The organism is Mucilaginibacter corticis, from assembly GCF_007558865.1.
In the GTDB taxonomy this organism is placed as follows: domain Bacteria; phylum Bacteroidota; class Bacteroidia; order Sphingobacteriales; family Sphingobacteriaceae; genus Mucilaginibacter; species Mucilaginibacter corticis.
Genome location: NZ_VLPK01000002.1, coordinates 908,638 through 926,695 on the forward strand (window position 1 = coordinate 908,638; position 18,058 = coordinate 926,695).

14 protein-coding genes are annotated in these 18,058 nt (G+C 47.2%); 13 read left to right on the forward strand and 1 reads right to left on the reverse strand.

What is annotated here, in order from left to right:
• Window positions 1–14: 14 nt before the first annotated feature.
• Entirely contained in the window at window positions 15–497 is a 483-nt protein-coding gene (locus FO440_RS14700) for an OmpA family protein (RefSeq protein ID WP_144249018.1), read from the forward strand.
• Window positions 498–507: 10 nt separating this feature from the next.
• Here FO440_RS14700 and FO440_RS14705 read toward each other — a convergent pair whose 3' ends face one another.
• Window positions 508–1,431, reverse strand: a complete 924-nt coding sequence (locus FO440_RS14705; RefSeq protein ID WP_144249019.1) for a heparin lyase I family protein — start codon at window positions 1,429–1,431, stop codon at window positions 508–510.
• A gap of 169 nt (window positions 1,432–1,600) precedes the next feature.
• On the opposite strand from FO440_RS14705, the gene FO440_RS14710 reads away from it, so the two are divergent.
• The 12 genes from FO440_RS14710 (at window position 1,601) to FO440_RS14765 (ending at window position 18,056) form a co-directional block, all read left to right on the forward strand.
• On the forward strand, window positions 1,601–2,962 hold the full coding sequence (locus FO440_RS14710; protein ID WP_144249020.1) for a lipopolysaccharide biosynthesis protein: 1,362 nt from the start codon (window positions 1,601–1,603) through the stop codon (window positions 2,960–2,962).
• Entirely contained in the window at window positions 2,931–4,217 is a 1,287-nt protein-coding gene (locus FO440_RS14715) for a hypothetical protein (protein ID WP_144249021.1), read from the forward strand. Before FO440_RS14710 ends, FO440_RS14715 begins: the two co-directional genes overlap by 32 nt.
• Before the next feature lie 4 nt (window positions 4,218–4,221).
• On the forward strand, window positions 4,222–5,613 hold the full coding sequence (locus FO440_RS14720; protein ID WP_144249022.1) for a glycosyltransferase: 1,392 nt from the start codon (window positions 4,222–4,224) through the stop codon (window positions 5,611–5,613).
• Window positions 5,603–6,781 (forward strand): glycosyltransferase family 4 protein, encoded by a 1,179-nt coding sequence (locus FO440_RS14725; protein ID WP_144249023.1) that lies wholly within the window; start codon window positions 5,603–5,605, stop codon window positions 6,779–6,781. The genes FO440_RS14720 and FO440_RS14725 overlap by 11 nt, the downstream gene beginning before the upstream one ends.
• Before the next feature lie 3 nt (window positions 6,782–6,784).
• Complete coding sequence (asnB, locus tag FO440_RS14730; RefSeq protein ID WP_144249024.1) at window positions 6,785–8,641, forward strand: asparagine synthase (glutamine-hydrolyzing); 1,857 nt, start codon at window positions 6,785–6,787, stop codon at window positions 8,639–8,641.
• 13 nt (window positions 8,642–8,654) lie between these two features.
• Window positions 8,655–9,728 carry a glycosyltransferase gene (locus FO440_RS14735; protein ID WP_144249025.1) on the forward strand — a complete coding sequence of 358 codons (1,074 nt, stop codon included), beginning with the start codon at window positions 8,655–8,657 and terminating at the stop codon, window positions 9,726–9,728.
• On the forward strand, window positions 9,725–10,834 hold the full coding sequence (locus tag FO440_RS14740; protein ID WP_144249026.1) for a glycosyltransferase family 4 protein: 1,110 nt from the start codon (window positions 9,725–9,727) through the stop codon (window positions 10,832–10,834). The genes FO440_RS14735 and FO440_RS14740 overlap by 4 nt, the downstream gene beginning before the upstream one ends.
• Window positions 10,835–10,967: 133 nt before the next feature.
• Window positions 10,968–12,338, forward strand: a complete 1,371-nt coding sequence (locus FO440_RS14745; RefSeq protein WP_144249027.1) for an exopolysaccharide biosynthesis polyprenyl glycosylphosphotransferase — start codon at window positions 10,968–10,970, stop codon at window positions 12,336–12,338.
• A 23-nt stretch (window positions 12,339–12,361) separates the two neighbouring features.
• On the forward strand, window positions 12,362–13,150 hold the full coding sequence (locus tag FO440_RS14750; RefSeq protein WP_144249028.1) for a polysaccharide biosynthesis/export family protein: 789 nt from the start codon (window positions 12,362–12,364) through the stop codon (window positions 13,148–13,150).
• Between the two features lie 4 nt (window positions 13,151–13,154).
• Window positions 13,155–15,512 carry a GumC family protein gene (locus FO440_RS14755; RefSeq protein WP_186292685.1) on the forward strand — a complete coding sequence of 786 codons (2,358 nt, stop codon included), beginning with the start codon at window positions 13,155–13,157 and terminating at the stop codon, window positions 15,510–15,512.
• A gap of 27 nt (window positions 15,513–15,539) precedes the next feature.
• Window positions 15,540–16,592: an NAD-dependent epimerase gene (locus FO440_RS14760; RefSeq protein ID WP_144249030.1), complete on the forward strand. Its 1,053-nt coding sequence runs from the start codon at window positions 15,540–15,542 to the stop codon at window positions 16,590–16,592.
• Window positions 16,593–16,628: 36 nt separating this feature from the next.
• Entirely contained in the window at window positions 16,629–18,056 is a 1,428-nt protein-coding gene (locus FO440_RS14765; protein WP_144249031.1) for an MBOAT family O-acyltransferase, read from the forward strand.
• Window positions 18,057–18,058: the final 2 nt, after the last annotated feature.

Here is an 18,058-nt window from a genome sequence, read left to right on the forward strand (position 1 = left end):
TAATTATCAAAGACATGAAAAATTTTATTAAACAAGCATGGTATGTGCTGGCAGGCACAGGCCTGATCCTCACCAGTTCCGCGTTCAGGGTTCCGGGACCCGCTAAAATTTCCAAAAACAAGTCTTTAAGCTCGAAATCCGCAAAAACCGGGTCACTAAGACGCGCGGATTTTAATTTCAAAAATATCCAGTTTGATTTTAATAAGGCTTCGATCAAAAAAAGCTATTACAGCGAACTGGATATGGTCGCGTCAAAATTAAAAAGCACAAAAGCATCGCTTAAAGTATCGGGTCATGCCGATAACCGGGGAAGTTACCTGGTTAACTGGAAATTATCCCAGGCGAGGGCTGAATCCGTAAAACAATATATCGCGGGCAAAGGTTGCGATACCTCCAAAATAGCCGCTACGGAATTTGGGGATACCAAGCCGATCGCGAGTAACCGTACCCGGGAGGGAAGGCAAAAGAACAGGCGCGTGGAAATAGAAGCTTATTAGTTCCCCACCATTATTTGATCAGCGCGGGTGCAACGGTATCAAAGGAACTGCCTATTTTATGGTTCGCCAGATACATTTTGAGATTGCTGACATGCGTCTTTTTCGAGGCATCCGTATAGGTATTGTCCTTATCATAATAGCAGGCTAATTTATGATAATTGGGTCCTGTTAAATTAGCCGCGGTGATCGTAGCCAGACCGGTGGACGGCAGAATTTCGCTAAAGCCGGTTTGACCCTGTTTACGCAACCATACCTGGACCTGGCCCTTCGACGGGTCGGTACTTAGAACCTCCCGGTAAACGAAGTCGTACCAGACGTTGGCCTGCATTTGATTTTGGTACAGGTTCTTTTCTTTCCCGAGATCGGTAGCAACGGCAACGATATTGCTCCCCTGTATGCCTAACCTGAAGGGGGACGTACCGATGTAAGGGGCACCATAGAATTCGGAAAAAGTAAGGAAGTAGGTCCAGAAAGTTTGGGTAAAGCGTACCGAGAAGCCGACATAAATGGTCTGCCCGTCGGTATAGCTCATCGGGGTTTGCACCTGTGCACGGGGATTTTTAGTGATCCCGGCATTGTCCTGCACATTAACATTCATCAGCATGACCTTTCTTTTGCTGCTGTAGACCGGATCGTTTACGACGCTGATACAAGCGGGATTGATCACCATGGCGGTGAAAGGGTCGCCCGGGGTTTTTTGATACGCGGAAAGATCGCCTTTTGCGGTAAGGGCGGCATCGAAAATTGCCACGGGTTTATTTTGCACCGTTACCGCGTAGGAGGAAGCGGAAACGGTTGTCGTGATACCGGACGAATCTTTTCCGGCGACGGGCACGGCTTCTTTTTTACAACTGAGCCAAAGGGATACGATGAGTAATAGCATTGATTTTGATTGTTTAAAAAAAGCATTTTTCCCGGTAAAATCTTTTGACATTATAATTTCGTAATTTAAATCAATGGTTAGATTTTTTACGAAACAGTTTAAGAAATGTTGCCTTGTATGTAAACTTTTAATTATTTCTTATAAAGATAAAATTTATCAAATATATTAAACTTAAATTTTTATTTCTTGTTATAATCTTCAAAATCATTAAGTTAAATCTGTGATCGCTATAAGAAATTTCTATACGAAAGTATTTGGCGGTAATGCCAGAACCAACAAAGCCGCAAAAAATATCTTATTTTCCTTTTTCATAAAAGGATATTCCATCGTTATACAATTCGCGCTGGTCCCGCTCACACTTCATTATTTAGATAAGTTCCATTATGGCATCTGGCTGACGCTGGCCTCGCTTTTGGAATGGTTCAACTTTTTTGATATCGGAATCGGGCACGGCCTCAGAAATAAGCTGGCTGAGTCGCTCGCGAACGAAACCTATGAACTCGGTAAAATATATGTGAGCACCGCTTACGCGATCGTAACGCTGATCTTCACCGGTTTTATGGTGCTGTTTCTTTGCATCAACCCGTTTTTAAACTGGGCGGCGATCCTCAATGTGTCACCAGCGATCGGAGCGGAGCTCAGCCATCTGGTGCTTTATGTATTTATATTTTTCTGCTTTCGTTTCATTTTTAACCTGATCAGCGTGGTCATGTACGCGAACCAGAACCCGGCGCTCAATAACCTGATGGGTCCCCTGGGCAGTACCATCGCCTTTGCAGGTATCTTTATTCTGACTAAAACGGTACCGGGCTCTTTGTACGGCGCCGCAATCGTTTTAAGCGCGGCGCCCGTATTTATCCTGGTGCTCTTCAACTTTATTTTGTTTAATACAAAATACAAGTCGATCAAACCCGCATTCGGGTCGGTGAAGTTCCGCTACGCGCATGAATTACTGGGTCTGGGCGTGCAGTTTTTCATTATCCAAATGTCCATCCTGGTCGTCGTATCGACCGATGATATCATCCTGACCCAGCTCTTCGGGCCGGAACAGGTTACGGTCTATAACATCGCCTTTAAATATTTCTCGATCGGGATCATGATCAATACCATTATCACGTATGCTTTTTGGACTCCTTTTACGGAAGCTTTCGTCAAGCAGGATTTTACCTGGATCAGGAACACCCTTAAAAAATTGCAGCAGATCTCCCTTATACTTATTACGGCGGTTATCTTTTCCGCACTGATTGTGGACCAGGTTGTGTTTTTGTGGGTGGGGAACGCGGTACGGATCCCTTTGTTCATGACGATAGCGCTGACGCTCTACACTGTAATCAACTTATTGTCGGCCCCCTATAATATGTTTATCAACGGTTCCGGTAAGATCAGGCTGCAGCTCTATATGGCGGTCATATCCATCATTATTACGATCCCTGTTTCCATATTATTTTGTACGACGCTCCATTTTGGCCCGGCAGGCGTCACCATGGCCATGGTCTGTACGACCTTGCCCAACCTCATCGCATTTAAAATCCAATCTAATAAAATATTAAATGGGACAGCAGCTGACATCTGGAATAAGTGACGATGCACCGGTGACCAGGCTGGAGTTCCTGCTCATGTTCCTGCTGCTCGCGCTGTCGGGGAACCCGTTCTTTTCGCAAAATCTGCCTTTATTCATATCCGTTTTATCGCTGATCTCCCTTTATTATCTTTTAACCCATTATAACCGGACGATCTACACGCGGACGCTGTTCATTTTTGTTTTTTTTATCGGCTATGAATTCATGCACGCGTTCATGTTTGACCTCGATTATAAACAAACCATTATTAAACTCTTCCTGATCCTGCTTTTCAGTTTTACGGTGGTGAACATACTTAAAAGCCGGTTCATCCCCGTCTTTCTATACACGATGTATGTGATCTGTATCATCTCATTTGTGTTTACGGTATTGTGCTATATTCCCGGTGTCGGAAGAGGGTTATACAACCTGGCAGCTGCCCTTTTCCCGCTGCAGAAGGACTTTAAAAACTATTCCACGCCAACACTGATCGTATATACTTTTTTGCCCGAATTTTTTACCGGCGCCTTTAAGTATACGAGGAACGCCGGGATATTCTGGGAAAGCGGCGCTTTCGCGGTCTACCTGAACATTGCTTTATATTTAAAGTATTACACTAAAAATATCCAAACTTTTTCGGACCTCTTCGACCGGCAGTCGACGGTATTTATCATTGCCATGTGTTCTGCGGCATCCACCATGGGTATCCTGGCCATGGTGCTGGTGATCACGTTCTATTGTTTCCGGTTAAAATCCAACGTAAAATACATCGGGCTATTTTTGATCGTGACCGTCTCGGCGCTGGCCTTTACCAGTTTTGACTTCCTGGGCAGTAAGATCGAAAAGCAATTATCGGTCAGTGGCGAATCCAATAACCGTTTCGGATCCGCGTTAATGGACCTTAAAGACATCGAAGAAAGGCCCATCCTGGGCTGGAGCCGCAGGATCGAGGTCTTATTCGGAACGACCGTATCCAGTTCCAGGACACACCGGCCAAACGGGCTGACCAATTTTATCAGAAATTATGGCTTATTATATTTCCTCGTTTATTTTTTCCTGGTCTACCAGTCATTTAAAGCGATCGGCAAATATTATCATGGCGGAAGTACCGGGCTGGCACTGCTGGGTATATTGCTCTTATGGGTGGTCAGCTTTTCCGAACAGATCTATGACGAGGCATTTTTAAAAGGGCTGCTCTTCCTGGCGCTGGTCTACCTGCCCGTAGCAAGGCAACAAGTGCAAAACGTAAAAGTCAAAAGAAAATTCAGCCTTAATTAATCATATGGCCACCAGTAAACAGGATTCTCAGAAAAAAGAAACATGGTCAAATGATCATGCCTTTCCAAAGGTGCTGATCATCGGGCAAACCTTTACGATGGATACCGGCGGCGGGATCACGCTAACCAACTTATTTAAAAAATGGCCGAAAGAAAGATTGGCGGTCGCCGTTGAAAGTAAAGAAGTCGTTGATTTTGATAAAGCGGATTATTATTACAGGATCGGCTTCCAGGAGCTGAAAATGCCTGCTCCTTTTTCATTTTTCCAGCGTAAAACAAAAAGCGGGGCAATCGCCGAAAGTAAATCTGAAGGTGCCGTACAGGTAAAAGAAACCGGCAGCCTGAAATTCAAGGTCAAGCAGTATTTCGATGCGGCTTTGCACCATACAGGTTTGTATTTCTGGATGTACGGAAGGGAAAAAGTGAGCCCCGCGCTGATCGCCTGGATCGAAGACTTTCAGCCGGATCTCATTTACTTCCAGCCGAATTCTTATAAATCACTGGATTTTATATTAGCTGTTACTGAAAAGATTCGCGTCGCCCTGGTTACCCATGTGATGGACGATTGGTTCTCCTTCGTGGTCCGCTCCAGCCCTGTGAAAGGCTACTGGCAAAAAAAGATCGACCATAAGGCTCAGCTTTTGTTTGACCGGACGCAGTTACATTTAAGTATTTGTGATTATATGTCACAGGAATATGAACGGCGTTACGGCCATCCATTCATTGCGTTCCACAACTGCGTTGACCTGGATTTCTGGTCGACCGCGGCTCAAAATCATCCGCTCAGCCAGCCTATAAAAATTTTGTATGCCGGACGGATCGGGTACGGCCTGGAAATGATCCTTCTAAAGATGGCGGATATCGTTGAGCAAATGGGCAGCGAAGGGATTGCTGTTTGTTTGGAAATCCAAACTAAAGACCAGCGGCATGAACTGATCAGCACGCTGGAAAATTACCGGCATGTATTTACGAGCCCACCTGTCGCTTATGAAAAACTGCCCGAGAAATTCGCGGCGGCTGATATCCTGCTGATCCCCTGCGATTTTGACGGCAGCGGCGTCAGGTTTTTAAAATATTCTATGCCTACCAAATCCAGCGAGTATATGGCCACCGGCAGGCCGATCCTGGTTATCAGCCCTGCAGGTACTGCATTAACAGAATACGCCCGCAGCGGCTGGGCATTACTTTGTGATTCAGACCGGGAGGCAGATATCAGGAAAGCGATCCAGGAGCTGATCAGCTCGGAAACGCTAAGGGAAAAAATTAGCGGACGGGCCCGCGAACTGGCGGCGAATAACCACAGCCAATCGATCGTTATGCAAAGGTTCAGGGAAGCGTTAACGAAGCTGGCCGGCGCGCAAATAAGCTTAAATAAAAAAACCGCCGATGGAAAATAAGAAGATGAATATTGTTTTTTTTCCGCATTCGGTGAATTACGGCCTGGCGGGGACGAACCGCCTGCAAAATATTATCTACTTTTTAAAAAAGGAAGGTGCCGGGACGGTCGCAAATATCGCCCTGGTCGATGAACCCATTGTTCCCGGGAATGAGAACCCACCCTTTTTAACAGATTACAAAGAAATCGCTTACGGGCCCTCCGTTTTTAATTTCCTGAAACATATTTTCCAGACCGGCTTTCACCTGTACAAATTCAGGAAAAAGGATAGCCGGAACCTCATCTATTTTTATGGGGAAGTCGATATCAAGAACTTCTTTTTTGTCACCTGGGGCCGAATGCTCGGTTACCGGGTCGTCATTGACATCGTCGAGGACCTGGAAGCCATCCAAAAATTCAAGTCATTTAAAAATAAACTGAAATATAAGTCAGCGATCTTTTTCAGGAAGCGGCTGGACCGCTACGCAGATGGTTTTACGGTAGTCTCCAGCCATCTGGAAAAAAAGATCCGGCTGAACTTCCCGGATCGCCCTGTCTTTTTCCTGCCGGTTACGATCAATAAATATTTGCTTGACGATCATCCGGACGGTAGGCCTGCCAAACCGCTGACCATTTTTTACAGCGGCTCTTTCAATGAAAAGGACGGCCTGCCTTACCTGTTAGGCGCCGCAGGGGAGCTAAAGCAGGCCGGTTATGCTTTCCGGATCCTTTTATCAGGAAAGGGAACGGATGCGGAAATGCAGGCATTCCGGGAAATCGTCCAAAGAGCCGGCCTGGAGGAGCAGGTCCGTTACCTTGGCTTTTTGGACCGCGACGAATATATCCGAATACTTTCTTCAGCAGCAGATGTACTTTGTATGACCAGGATCAATTCTGCCTACGCCAACGCGGGTTTTCCCTTTAAGCTCGGTGAGTTTTTGGCTACTGGCAAACCGGTTATTGCTTCAACGGTCGGAGATGTACCCAAATATTTGTCGGCGGATGACGCCTACCTGGTTGCCCCGGAAAGTATTGCGGAGATCAGGGCGGCTCTTATTGCGATCGTTTCAGATCCAAAAAAGGCGGTGCAGGTGGGTTTGAACGGCAAACGGGCCGCCATGAAATATTTCGACCATGAAAATTATGCCGGGCCGCTGAAGGAGTTTTTCGAAAAACAAATCAATTCATAAAATATGTGCGGGATAGCAGGATACTTTCATTTTGACCGGGCACGAAGCGCCGATCAAACCAGGTTAAAACGAATGACCGACGTTATCGCGCACCGCGGCCCTGACGGGGAAGGTTTCTACACCAAGGCCAACGTTGGGCTGGGGCACAGGAGATTGTCCATTATAGACCTGTCACTTGGCGCGCAGCCAATGTACAGCGACGATAAAAAGCTGGTCATTGTGTTCAATGGGGAGATCTATAATTACCTGGAAATTCAGGAAGAGCTCAAAAGCCTCGGGCACCGGTTCAAAACAAATTCCGATACGGAGGTCATCATCCGGGCCTATGAGCAGTGGGGGACGGACTGTCAGCATAAATTTAATGGCATGTGGGCCTTCGCGCTTTGGGACGACCGTCAGCAGCACTTATTTGTGACGCGGGATTGTTTGGGTGAAAAGCCTTTGAACTATGGGGTCTTTGACGGAACCTTCGTGTTTGGATCCGAGATCAAAAGTATAGGCGCTTACGGCGTCAGTCTGAAACCCGATGAAGAGCTGCTGGAACTTTTTCTTTTTTTAGGTTACATTCCTGAACCCTATACTTTTTACAAAGGAATAAAAAAGCTGGAAGCCGGGCATTACCTGATCGTTAAAGGCGATGATATACAAAAATTTAAACACTGGGACCTGCCCGAAACGGACGAAGAGGCGCTGCTGCGCAATGAAGGTGAAGTTGTTGAAGAATTCCAGGCTTTATTCAGTGATTCCGTGCGGATCCGGATGAGAAGCGATGTGCCCTTCGGCGCCTTTTTGAGCGGCGGGCTGGATTCATCAAGCATCGTTTCGGTCATGTCGGAATTCAGCCGGCATCCCGTGGAGACATTTACGATCGGTTTTGACGAAAAGAAATTCGATGAACGCGGGATGGCCGGGATCGTAGCAGACCGGTTCAACACCAATCACCACGAACATGTCGTAACTGCAGCTACATTTGATGAATCTTTAAAACGCGTGTTATTTCATTATGACGAACCTTATGCCGACCCTGCCGCGATCCCGACCGGCATCGTATCGGGCTATGCCGCGGAAAAGGTAAAAATGGTCCTGACAGGTGACGGCGCGGACGAGGTTTTGGCCGGGTATACGACCTATCAGAGTGAAAACATAGCCGGCAGGTACCAGCAATTACCGGGCCTGATCAGGCAGGGCCTGCCCAAAATAAGTGCGGGACTGGCACCGCTGCTCAAAGGCGGCCTGCGCTACCGGGCAAACCGGCTGACCAGGGTGCTCCATAATTTTAACGCGCCTTTCCAGGAAAGGCTGATCTCCAAGTCCATAAAAATTCCGGTAACGGACCTCAAGTCGGTCTCTTCAGGAAAGCATTTAAGTATTGAAGATTTTGTAGCGGACGTTTTTAAGCCGGTAAAGTTCCGCGACCCTTTTTACCTTTTAACTTATTACAATTTAAAGGTATCCCTGCCGGCACAAATGCTGGTCAAGGTAGACAAAATGAGCATGGCGCATTCACTGGAAACCCGGGCGCCTTTTTTGGACAGGCGCATTGTCGAATACCTCTACCGGGTCGATAAAAATGTAAAGCTGCCGAATGGCAATGCAGTGAAAAATGTCCTGAAGAAATCCATGACGGGCAAGTTGCCGCCGGAGATCATCGACCGCAGGAAAAAGGGTTTCGATGTTCCGCTCCGTGAATGGTTCAAAGGCGACAGCTTTGACCGCAGGCTGAGCCAGGATTTTGACCAGTTTGGTCTGAACGGCAAGCTGATCGGAGAGATCTTCGGCCAGAATAAATATGGCAAAGCGGATCATGGCGCGCTGATCTGGCGCTTATTGGTCTATACCGGCTGGATGCGGCAATTTTAATCCCTGCTATCGAATGGAAACGAGAAAGAAAAACGTTATAATTTTTACCAACACCTTATTGTCAGGGGGCGCCGAAAAACAGGCTTTGCTCTTAGCGATAAAATTAAAGGATACCCATAACGTGACCCTGGTTGTCTATTACGGGGACAAAGTAGAGGAAAAGTTCCGAAAAAAGATCGCCGAAAACCAGGTACCCACCGTTTATTTACAAGGCGGGCACCTGAACAGGATCAGGGGTTTTTACCGCCTGTTGAAAAAGGACCGGACAGATGTTATTTTCTCCTACCTGCTGACCACCAATTTGATCGGCGCTGTAGCCGGGCGACTGGCCGGTGTACGCGTCAGGGCGGGCGGCATCAGGAATGCGCAGCTGGATAAAAATAAAATGGGCTTGCAGCGATTCATCCATCATTATTTCAGTACACATACGATATTTAACAATTATGACGGGCTAAAGCAACTTTCCGCAAAGGGCTTTAAAACCGGGCACGCGGTGGTGATTCCCAATTGTTTCGAGCTGAATACCACTGTTATGGAGCGTGAAGATACCGATCTGGTTAAAATTATTACGGTCGGCAGGTTCGTGGCCCAAAAAGGGTATTTCGATGCGCTGGAAGTCATGCGGATCCTCAAAGCGGAGGGGTACCGTTTTAAATATTTCCTTGTAGGTTTTGGAGAACTGGAAAGCGAACTCAGGCAGCGGATCAGTGCCCTGCAACTGGAAGATGTCGTGGAAGTGCTGATCAATCCCCCGGACCTCAACGACTATTACCAGCGATCAGATATTTATTTCTGTTCATCTTTTTTTGAGGGTTTGTCCAATACGGTCATGGAAGCGCTGAGTTTCAGCCTGCCGGTCGTCGCCCGTAATGTTGGTGATAACGATCGCCTCGTGATTGACCAGGTCAATGGTTATCTGGTCCCGCCAAATGATCTTCACTTATTTATCGAACCGTTAAAAAAATTGATGGCATCCGCGCCGCTTCGCAATGAAATGGGAAAAGAAAGCTTTAAGCTGATCAGGGAAGTGTACAGCGGCGACGCATTTAAAAATAATTACACCAATTTTATCAGCCGGGCGCTATGAAACGAAGACTGGTCATCTACGGCGTAAATTTTTTTCCACCAAAAGGAGGGACGAGCCGCGTAGTCGAAAATCTGATCCTGCAGCTGAAGGACGAATTTGATATTACCATTTACTGCTACAGGACCCCCCGGGCGAAAACGCATATTGCAGGGGTTAAAACCGTTGAGTTCCGGCAATGGGCGAAGGGCAGCCCCGGGTCCCTTATCTATTTCTTTTGTTCAGCTGTCCACCTGCTGCTATTTGGCAAGGCTGATCTCGTGCATGCCCATAAAACCGACTGCGCTTTATTTATCCCATTGCTGAAACTGCGGTTTAAAGTGATCGCCACCTCCCACGAGGCACCCTATAAACGGGATAAATGGAATTATTTGCAGCGCACATATTTCCGGCTGGCGGAACGCGTCTTTGTCAGCTCAGCTGATGTATGTACCTGCATCTCGAAACCGCTTTCGGACTATTATGAAACGAAATACAAGAGAAAGGTTTACTTTATTCCAAACGGGATCAATGTTACGGAAAGGAAAGATTTTGATGAAGCGGCAGCCCGCGGCTTTTTGCCCGGACCGGCATCCCTTGACCGGCCCTATATCCTTTTTTCCGCAAGGCGACTGATGTCCACCAAGGGGTGCCATACGATGCTGGAGGCTTTAAGGGCAATTAATTACGAGGGCCAGGTATTTATCACCGGTGAACTGGAAGAGACCGCCTACCTTCAAAAATTGAAGCGATTGTCCACGGGTTTAAATGTGTTTTTTTTAGGGTATGTTGACCCGCTTAACGCACTGCTTGGGCTGGTCAGCAGGGCCGGCTTATTTATCTTTCCTTCCGAAACAGAAGGGATGTCGGTCATGCTGATGGAAGTCGCCTCGGTTGGCGTACCCATTATCGCCAGTGATATCCCTGAAAACACCCAGGTGTTCTCGCCGGAAGAAGTAAGCTATTTTCAAACCGGGAACGCGGCGGACCTGGCCGGGAAGATCAAACGGGCGCTGGATGAACCGGCCCGTATGGAGATATTTGGTGCGGCTGCACGTAAGCTGGTAATAACCAATTACCTATGGAAGGACATTTGCCAAAAATATTCGGAAATTTACAGAATAGTTTAATCTTCATTGACTAATAATTAAACTTATTCCTGGCAGGGATATTCGGTGATTTTTAAGGTTCTAATTAAAACAATATCGTGCAAATTTAATTATCAGAAGTAATTAATAACCTCACCAGCATATTGTTAATTCTATGAGAACCAGAAATTTAATCAGTTTATTTTTCTTTTCCGACATCGTGCTCTTGTGTTCATTAATGACCTTTGTTTCTTATTTACATTATGACCTGACCCACGCGATCATTGACCCCATTAAAAACCTCCTGCTGTTATTTTGTTTCGGCTGGTTTGTGGCTACCCTGATCTTTATCGAGGACGTCCGGAACCTGAAGCTGGGCCTGTCTATCGTTTTTCGTGCTCAGCTGAAAAAGATGGTCGTTTTTGTTTCGATCGTCGCCGTGGGGATCATCACCGCCAAACTGAATGATTTTTCGCGTTCTGTTTTTTTTGGTACCCTTGGCCTTTTTATTCTTTCCAAATTCGCGATCTCTACCTGGTTCTATTATTATTTTTCGATCAGGGACCAGACAAATGAACGGCCGACGATCATCATCGGCAATACCAAGATCGGGCGGGAACTTTTCCGCTATTATTCCAAATACTCCTTTATCGGCCTGAAGCCGATCGGCATCCTGGATAACAGTACCCCGGGAAACGCGACCAACAAAATTATCGGCCTGATCACCGATTTTGAAGAGATCTATGAGCGCGAACAATTTTTGGAAGTGATCATCGCGCTGCCTTTATCCGAAATGGACCATATCAAAGCGATCATCGGGAATTGCGAAAGAAACGGGGTCAAATCACATATCGTTCCCAATTATTTTGGTTCGATCGACCGCGTCTTTAAAATTAATATCCTGGGCAGTATCCCTATGCTCGATCTCCGGTCTTTGCCGCTCGACGGTTATACCAACCGGTTCTGGAAACGGGCGTTCGATATCCTGGTTTCCCTGGCGCTGATTACGTTGCTGTTGCCGTTCATGGCGCTGGTCGCTATCGCGATCAAACTGGAAAGCAGGGGGCCCGTCTTTTATAAACCGACCCGGCTCGGCCTCGACATGAAACCATTTGTCCTTTACAAGTTCAGGACGATGTACCATTCGGACGATCCGCTTGCCGGGAACGTTTCGACGGCAAAAAACGATACCAGGGTTACCCCGCTGGGTAAATTGCTCCGGAAATGCAATATCGATGAATTACCGCAATTGCTCAATGTGATCTTAAACCAGATGTCCCTGGTCGGGCCGAGGCCGCACCGGGTGAACCTGAACCATTCCCTGAAACAAAAAATGAACACCTATATGGTCAGGCATTGGGTTAAACCGGGCATCACGGGCTGGGCCCAGGTCAATGGCTGGCGGGGGCCGACGGACAGCAGGCTGCAGTATATGGCCAGGACGCTGCACGATGTCTGGTACATCGAACACTGGAGTTTCTGGCTCGATATGTATATCCTGCTGTTAACGTTTTGCAGCAGGAAGGCCCTCAGGAACGCATTTTAAAACAGGCACTAAACCCATAAATCATGAAAAAATTAATTTTACCCGTAAACTTCATTTTGATCCTGCTGGGGCTGTTGTCCTGCCGTTCCTATAAAAAATTAATTTACATGCAGGATGTGAACGGGCATGAGTTCCTTTCCGGTGGCGCGGCGAATATCCCGGTTTACAAGATCAGGCAAAAGGACAACCTGTATATCAATATCATCTCACCGAACCCGGATCTCAATAAAAAATATAACCCGGTAGAGGCGGGTACCAATGGTCTGGCGCTCAGCAGCCAGTACGAAAACCAGCAGGAACAGTTTATCAATGGCTATACGGTAGATGACAAAGGCGACCTGACCCTGCCGGCGATCGGTAAAATAAATGTAGCCGGTAAGACGCTGGCTGAAGCGCAAAGCGACATTGAAACCCGGGCCGCTACCTTTTTGAAGGATGTCATTGTGAAGGTCAAACTGCTGAGCTTCAGGGTGACGGTGATCGGTGAGGTCAAGCTACCCGGTGTCTATTATAATTACAATGATAATTTTTCCGTGCTGAACGCCATCGCTTCGGCTAACGGCAATACGGACTACGCGAACCTGAACAAAGTGCTGGTGCTGCGCCCGACCGCGACCGGGAGTGAAACATTCACGCTGGATATGCAGTCCAAGCAAGTGGTCAACTCACCTGCGTTTTACCTGCTGCCCAATGATGTCGTTGTCGTACAGCCGGACAAGAATAAAAATACGCAGATCTCCATTTCTACCGCGGCGCTGGTCCTTTCTACGATCACCTCCGTGTTTTTGATCTTAAATTATGTCCGTAAATAAAGAAATGAAAAAAACAAAAAAACATATAGTCGTCCAGAATGAACCCGGCGGGATCAATCTAAAACAACTGTACTTTTCCGTATATAACAATAAATACTGGTTTTTACTGTTCGCCGGCATCGGGCTGGCCGGCGGGGCGCTTTATACTTTCTTTGTCCCGCAGAAATACAATGTACTGACTTCGGTACTGGTCAAAACGGATAATTCGCAGGCTACTTTAACAACGGTCCAGGTACAGAACCAGGACAACAAAAAAAACAATTCCGTACAGGACCAGGTGGGGGTACTGAGCTCTTATACCCTGAACCTGCAAACCTTGCAGAACCTGGGCTGGAACGTGTCCTGGGCCAGGAAAAACCTGCTCACCACTACCGACCTTTTCAAAGACACGCCTTTCATCGCCGACACCCTGCCCGGTACCCGCCAGGTCAAATCGGTGCCGCTGGTCATCACACCGGTCAGCAATACGCAGTATACGGTCAAATGCGATGCCGTCCAGGAACAATATGGCAGGAAACATAAGATCAATTTTGAGGAAACAGGCTATTTCGGCAAACCTTTTAAAAACGACTACTTTAATTTTACCCTGTTAAAGGCGCCCGGTTATGTGATCAGCGATGGCGATAGTTTCACCTTAACGTTCAATGATCTGAACCAGCTGGCAAAATCTTACCAGGAGGAGCTGAAGATCACGCCCGGCGACGAAGGGTCCGACCTGATCACGATCGAACTGGCCAGCCGCGAGCCGGAACGCGCGATCGATTACCTGCGCGAACTGGTCAATGTCTATATTAAATTCGGGCTCACGGAAAAGAACAGGCGGGCAGCCAATACGGTCAGGTTCATCGATAACCAGATCGCGGGTATTTCTGACTCCCTGCAAGCTACCGGCAATACCGTTTCCGATTTTAAGGCAAATAACAACGCGATAGATATAAACCAGCAATCGACGGCGATCGTCAATGACCTGAATAAGTCGCGGGGCGACATCGCTGCCGCCAAAATGCAGCTGGATTATTATTCCAATTTAAAACGTTACGTGAACAGCGCGACAGCCATGAAAGGCATGGTTGCGCCTTCCGTGGTCGGGATCACAGATGCCTCGCTCAATTCGCTCGTCGCCAAGCTGACCGAACTGTTCCACCGCAGGGAAGTACTGTCGTATACGGCAACCGACCAGAGCCCGGAGATCATTTCCCTGAACCAGGAGATCAGCTATACGCAAAAAACCATTTCGGAAAACCTCAATAACCTGATCAGCAATGCGCAGCTGCAGCTGCAAAGCCTGAACAGCCAGGAGTCAAGGATCATTTCTGCAAAAACGGTCCTGCCGAAAACGGAGCAAAACCTGAATAAGATCAAACGGAAATTTGATTTCAATAACGACCTGTATTCTTATTTACTGCAAAAAAGGTCGGAGGCGCAAATTGCGGAGGCCTCCAGGGACCCCGACGCCCAGGTCATCGACCAGGCCAGTTTCGGCACGGCAACGCTGAAAGGTTTCGGTACGGCAGTAAAGCTCCTGATCGGAATGGTGCTGGGGCTGCTTTTACCATTGATCTACCTTACCGGCCGGTTATTATTTAAAAACGAGCTCAAGTATGTCACAGATATCAAAGAACAGCTGCAGCCCGCGATCATCGGCAATATTTTGCATAATAAATTTGATAATGAACTGCCGGTGATCACCTACCCGCATTCCGAGATCACCGAATCTTTCCGGAGCCTGCGGATCAGTATCCAGTATTTGCTCAAAGACTTACCACACAAGGTCATTTCGGTGCATTCTTCCATCGCGGGTGAAGGAAAGACCTTTGTTTCCTCCAACCTTGCCGCAATTTTAGCGATCAACAATACCCGGGTTTTACTGATCGACGCGGACCTGAGACAGCCCCGGACCCAGCAGATCTTCAAACTCCAGAATGCGCCCGGTCTTTCTGACTACCTGAAAGGAACCGCGGTATTTAACGAGATCATCAAGCCCTCACATATCAAAGGTTTGCATGTGGTCACCTCGGGTGAAAAACCGGATTACCCGTCAGAATTGCTGGCCAACCATCGCCTGGAAGGTTTTATTACCGAAGCCAAGAAGCACTTTGAGTACATCATTTTTAACAACTCGCCGATGGGCATTGTTAAAGACGGGATGATGGTCGTTCCACACAGTGACATGAACCTGTTCCTTTTAAGAATGAACAAGAGCTCGGTCGACCAGCTGTACTATATCAATGAACTTTTAAATGAAGGCGTCATCAAAAATGTGGTGGTCGCTCTGAACAATGTGACCGATGAAAGCCAGGGGATGGTCGGGCAAAAAGGCCATGGTTACTATAATGACGACAGGTTGCTGAAATTGAACTAAAACTAGTTACGAAACTTTATCCAATACATGAAAATATTAGTCACAGGTACGGCAGGTTTTATCGGGTTCCATCTTGCCAAGAGATTGCTGGAACAGGGCATGGAAGTTGTCGGTCTTGACAATATCAATGATTATTACGACCCGCAGCTGAAAGCGGCCAGGTTAAAAGCTACCGGGGTGGTCGCTGAAGCAGGCAATTATAACCGGTTCATCCAAAGTTCCCTGTACGAAAATTACCGGTTCATCAACCTGGATCTGAAAGACGCGGAGCAGATCAACCAGCTTTTCGATACAGAGAAATTCGACGTGGTCTGTAACCTGGCAGCGCAGGCCGGTGTTCGCTATTCCATCGAAAACCCCCGGTCTTACATCAGGAGCAATGTGGACGGATTCCTGAATTTATTGGAAGGGTGCCGGAACAATCCTGTGCGGCATTTTGTCTATGCCAGCAGCTCCAGCGTGTACGGCCTGAACGGGTCCATGCCATTGTCCACCCATATCGCGACCGACCACCCGATCAGCCTGTATGCGGCGACAAAGAAAACGAATGAACTGATGGCGCATTGTTACAGCTTTTTGTTCAATATCCCGCTTACCGGCATCCGTTTTTTCACCGTTTACGGACCCTGGGGCCGTCCGGATATGGCGATGTTCAAATTCACCAAGGCGATCCTCGAGGATCAGCCGCTGGATGTGTACAATAATGGTAACATGATGCGGGATTTTACCTATGTGGACGATATCGTCGAAGGGGTGCTGCGGGTGATCGACACGCCGCCGTCCAAGAATTTGAAATGGTCGAACATTGTCAATGATTCGTCAACATCGGTTGCGCCCTATCATATTTACAACCTGGGGAATTCTTCGCCCACCAAATTAATGGATTATGTCAGGGCGATCGAAAAGGCGACCGGGAAAACAGCCCATATTAATTTTTTGCCCCGGCAGCCGGGAGATATGCTGGATACTTACGCGGATATGCTGCCCATGCAGTATGACCTGGATTACCAGCCGAAGACCGAGCTGCAGTTCGGTGTCGATAAATTTGTGGAGTGGTACCGTTCTTATTACCAGTGTTAACCCTTATTGATGTGCTAAAAACAAGCTTGTAAAGGTATGTTGTTCAATTCATTCAGCTTTTTGGTGTTTTTTCCGCTGGTGACGCTGCTTTATTACCTGTTGCCGTATAAATCCAGGTGGGCGCTTTTGCTGCTGGCCAGCTGTGTATTTTATTGTTTTTTCATACCTGTCTATATCCTGATCTTACTGGTAACGATCGTGATCGATTATTATGCCGGGATCTATATTGAAAGATCGGATGGCCCGGTAAGGAAAAGGTATTTACTGGTGAGTATTTTGTCCACCTGCCTGGTCCTGTTCATTTTCAAATATTTTAACTTTTTCAACAGTAACATCAATGTGGTCGCCGCGTATTTCCACCTGAAATATGCCTTGCCGTTGTTACATGTGATCCTGCCCATCGGCTTATCGTTCCACACGTTCCAAAGTCTGAGCTATGTGATCGAAGTGTACCTGGGCAAACAAAAGGCGGAAAAGAACTTCGGTATTTACAGCCTGTATGTGATGTTTTACCCGCAGCTGGTGGCCGGTCCGATCGAACGCCCGCAGAACTTGCTGCACCAGTTTTACGAAAAGCATCCTTTCAATTATGAGGATGTGACCACCGGCTTAAAAAAAATGGCCTGGGGCTTTTTCAAGAAAGTGGTCATCGCCGACCGGCTTTCCATTTATGTCAGTGCGGTCTACGGCAACCACGATAAACATAACGGCACCTCCTTACTGGTCGCGACATTTTTTTTCGGGTTCCAGATCTACTGTGATTTTTCCGGTTATTCCGATATCGCGATCGGCGCGGCAAGGACGATGGGGTTCAAATTGATGACAAATTTTAACCGCCCATTTTACAGTAAGAACATTACTGAATTCTGGCGCAGGTGGCATATCTCGCTGTCTACCTGGTTCAATGATTATATGTTCACGCCTATCACGTTCGCCTGGCGGGAAAAGGGCCGGTATGCGACCGTATGGGCCTTGCTGATCGTATTTGCGGTAAGCGGCTTATGGCATGGCGCCAACTGGACCTATATCTTATGGGGATTGTTGAATGGGATGGCTATTGCCTTTGAATTATTAACCAAAAAGATCCGGAATAAACTGGCCCGTACGGTTCCCGGCTGGCTGTATAAACCTTTGAGTATCTTACTGACCTTTTTTTACGCTTGTTTTACCTGGGTGTTTTTCCGTTCCCCGGACCTGGGCACGGCGATGCAAATTTTACATAAGATCGTATTTGTACACGGCCCTTGTTTTGTGGGCGACAGGAAGAATATGATCTACTCGGTGTTTTTTATCCTTGTGCTGCTCGTGATCGATACCATCAAAGAATACCGCCTGTTCAACAACTTTTCCCTTTTCGACCATTCCAGCCTCTTGGTCAGGCGGCTTTCTTATGTCGTGATCGTGATCATGATCCTCCTGTTCGGGGTATTCGATAACAACCAATTCATTTATTTTCAATTCTGATG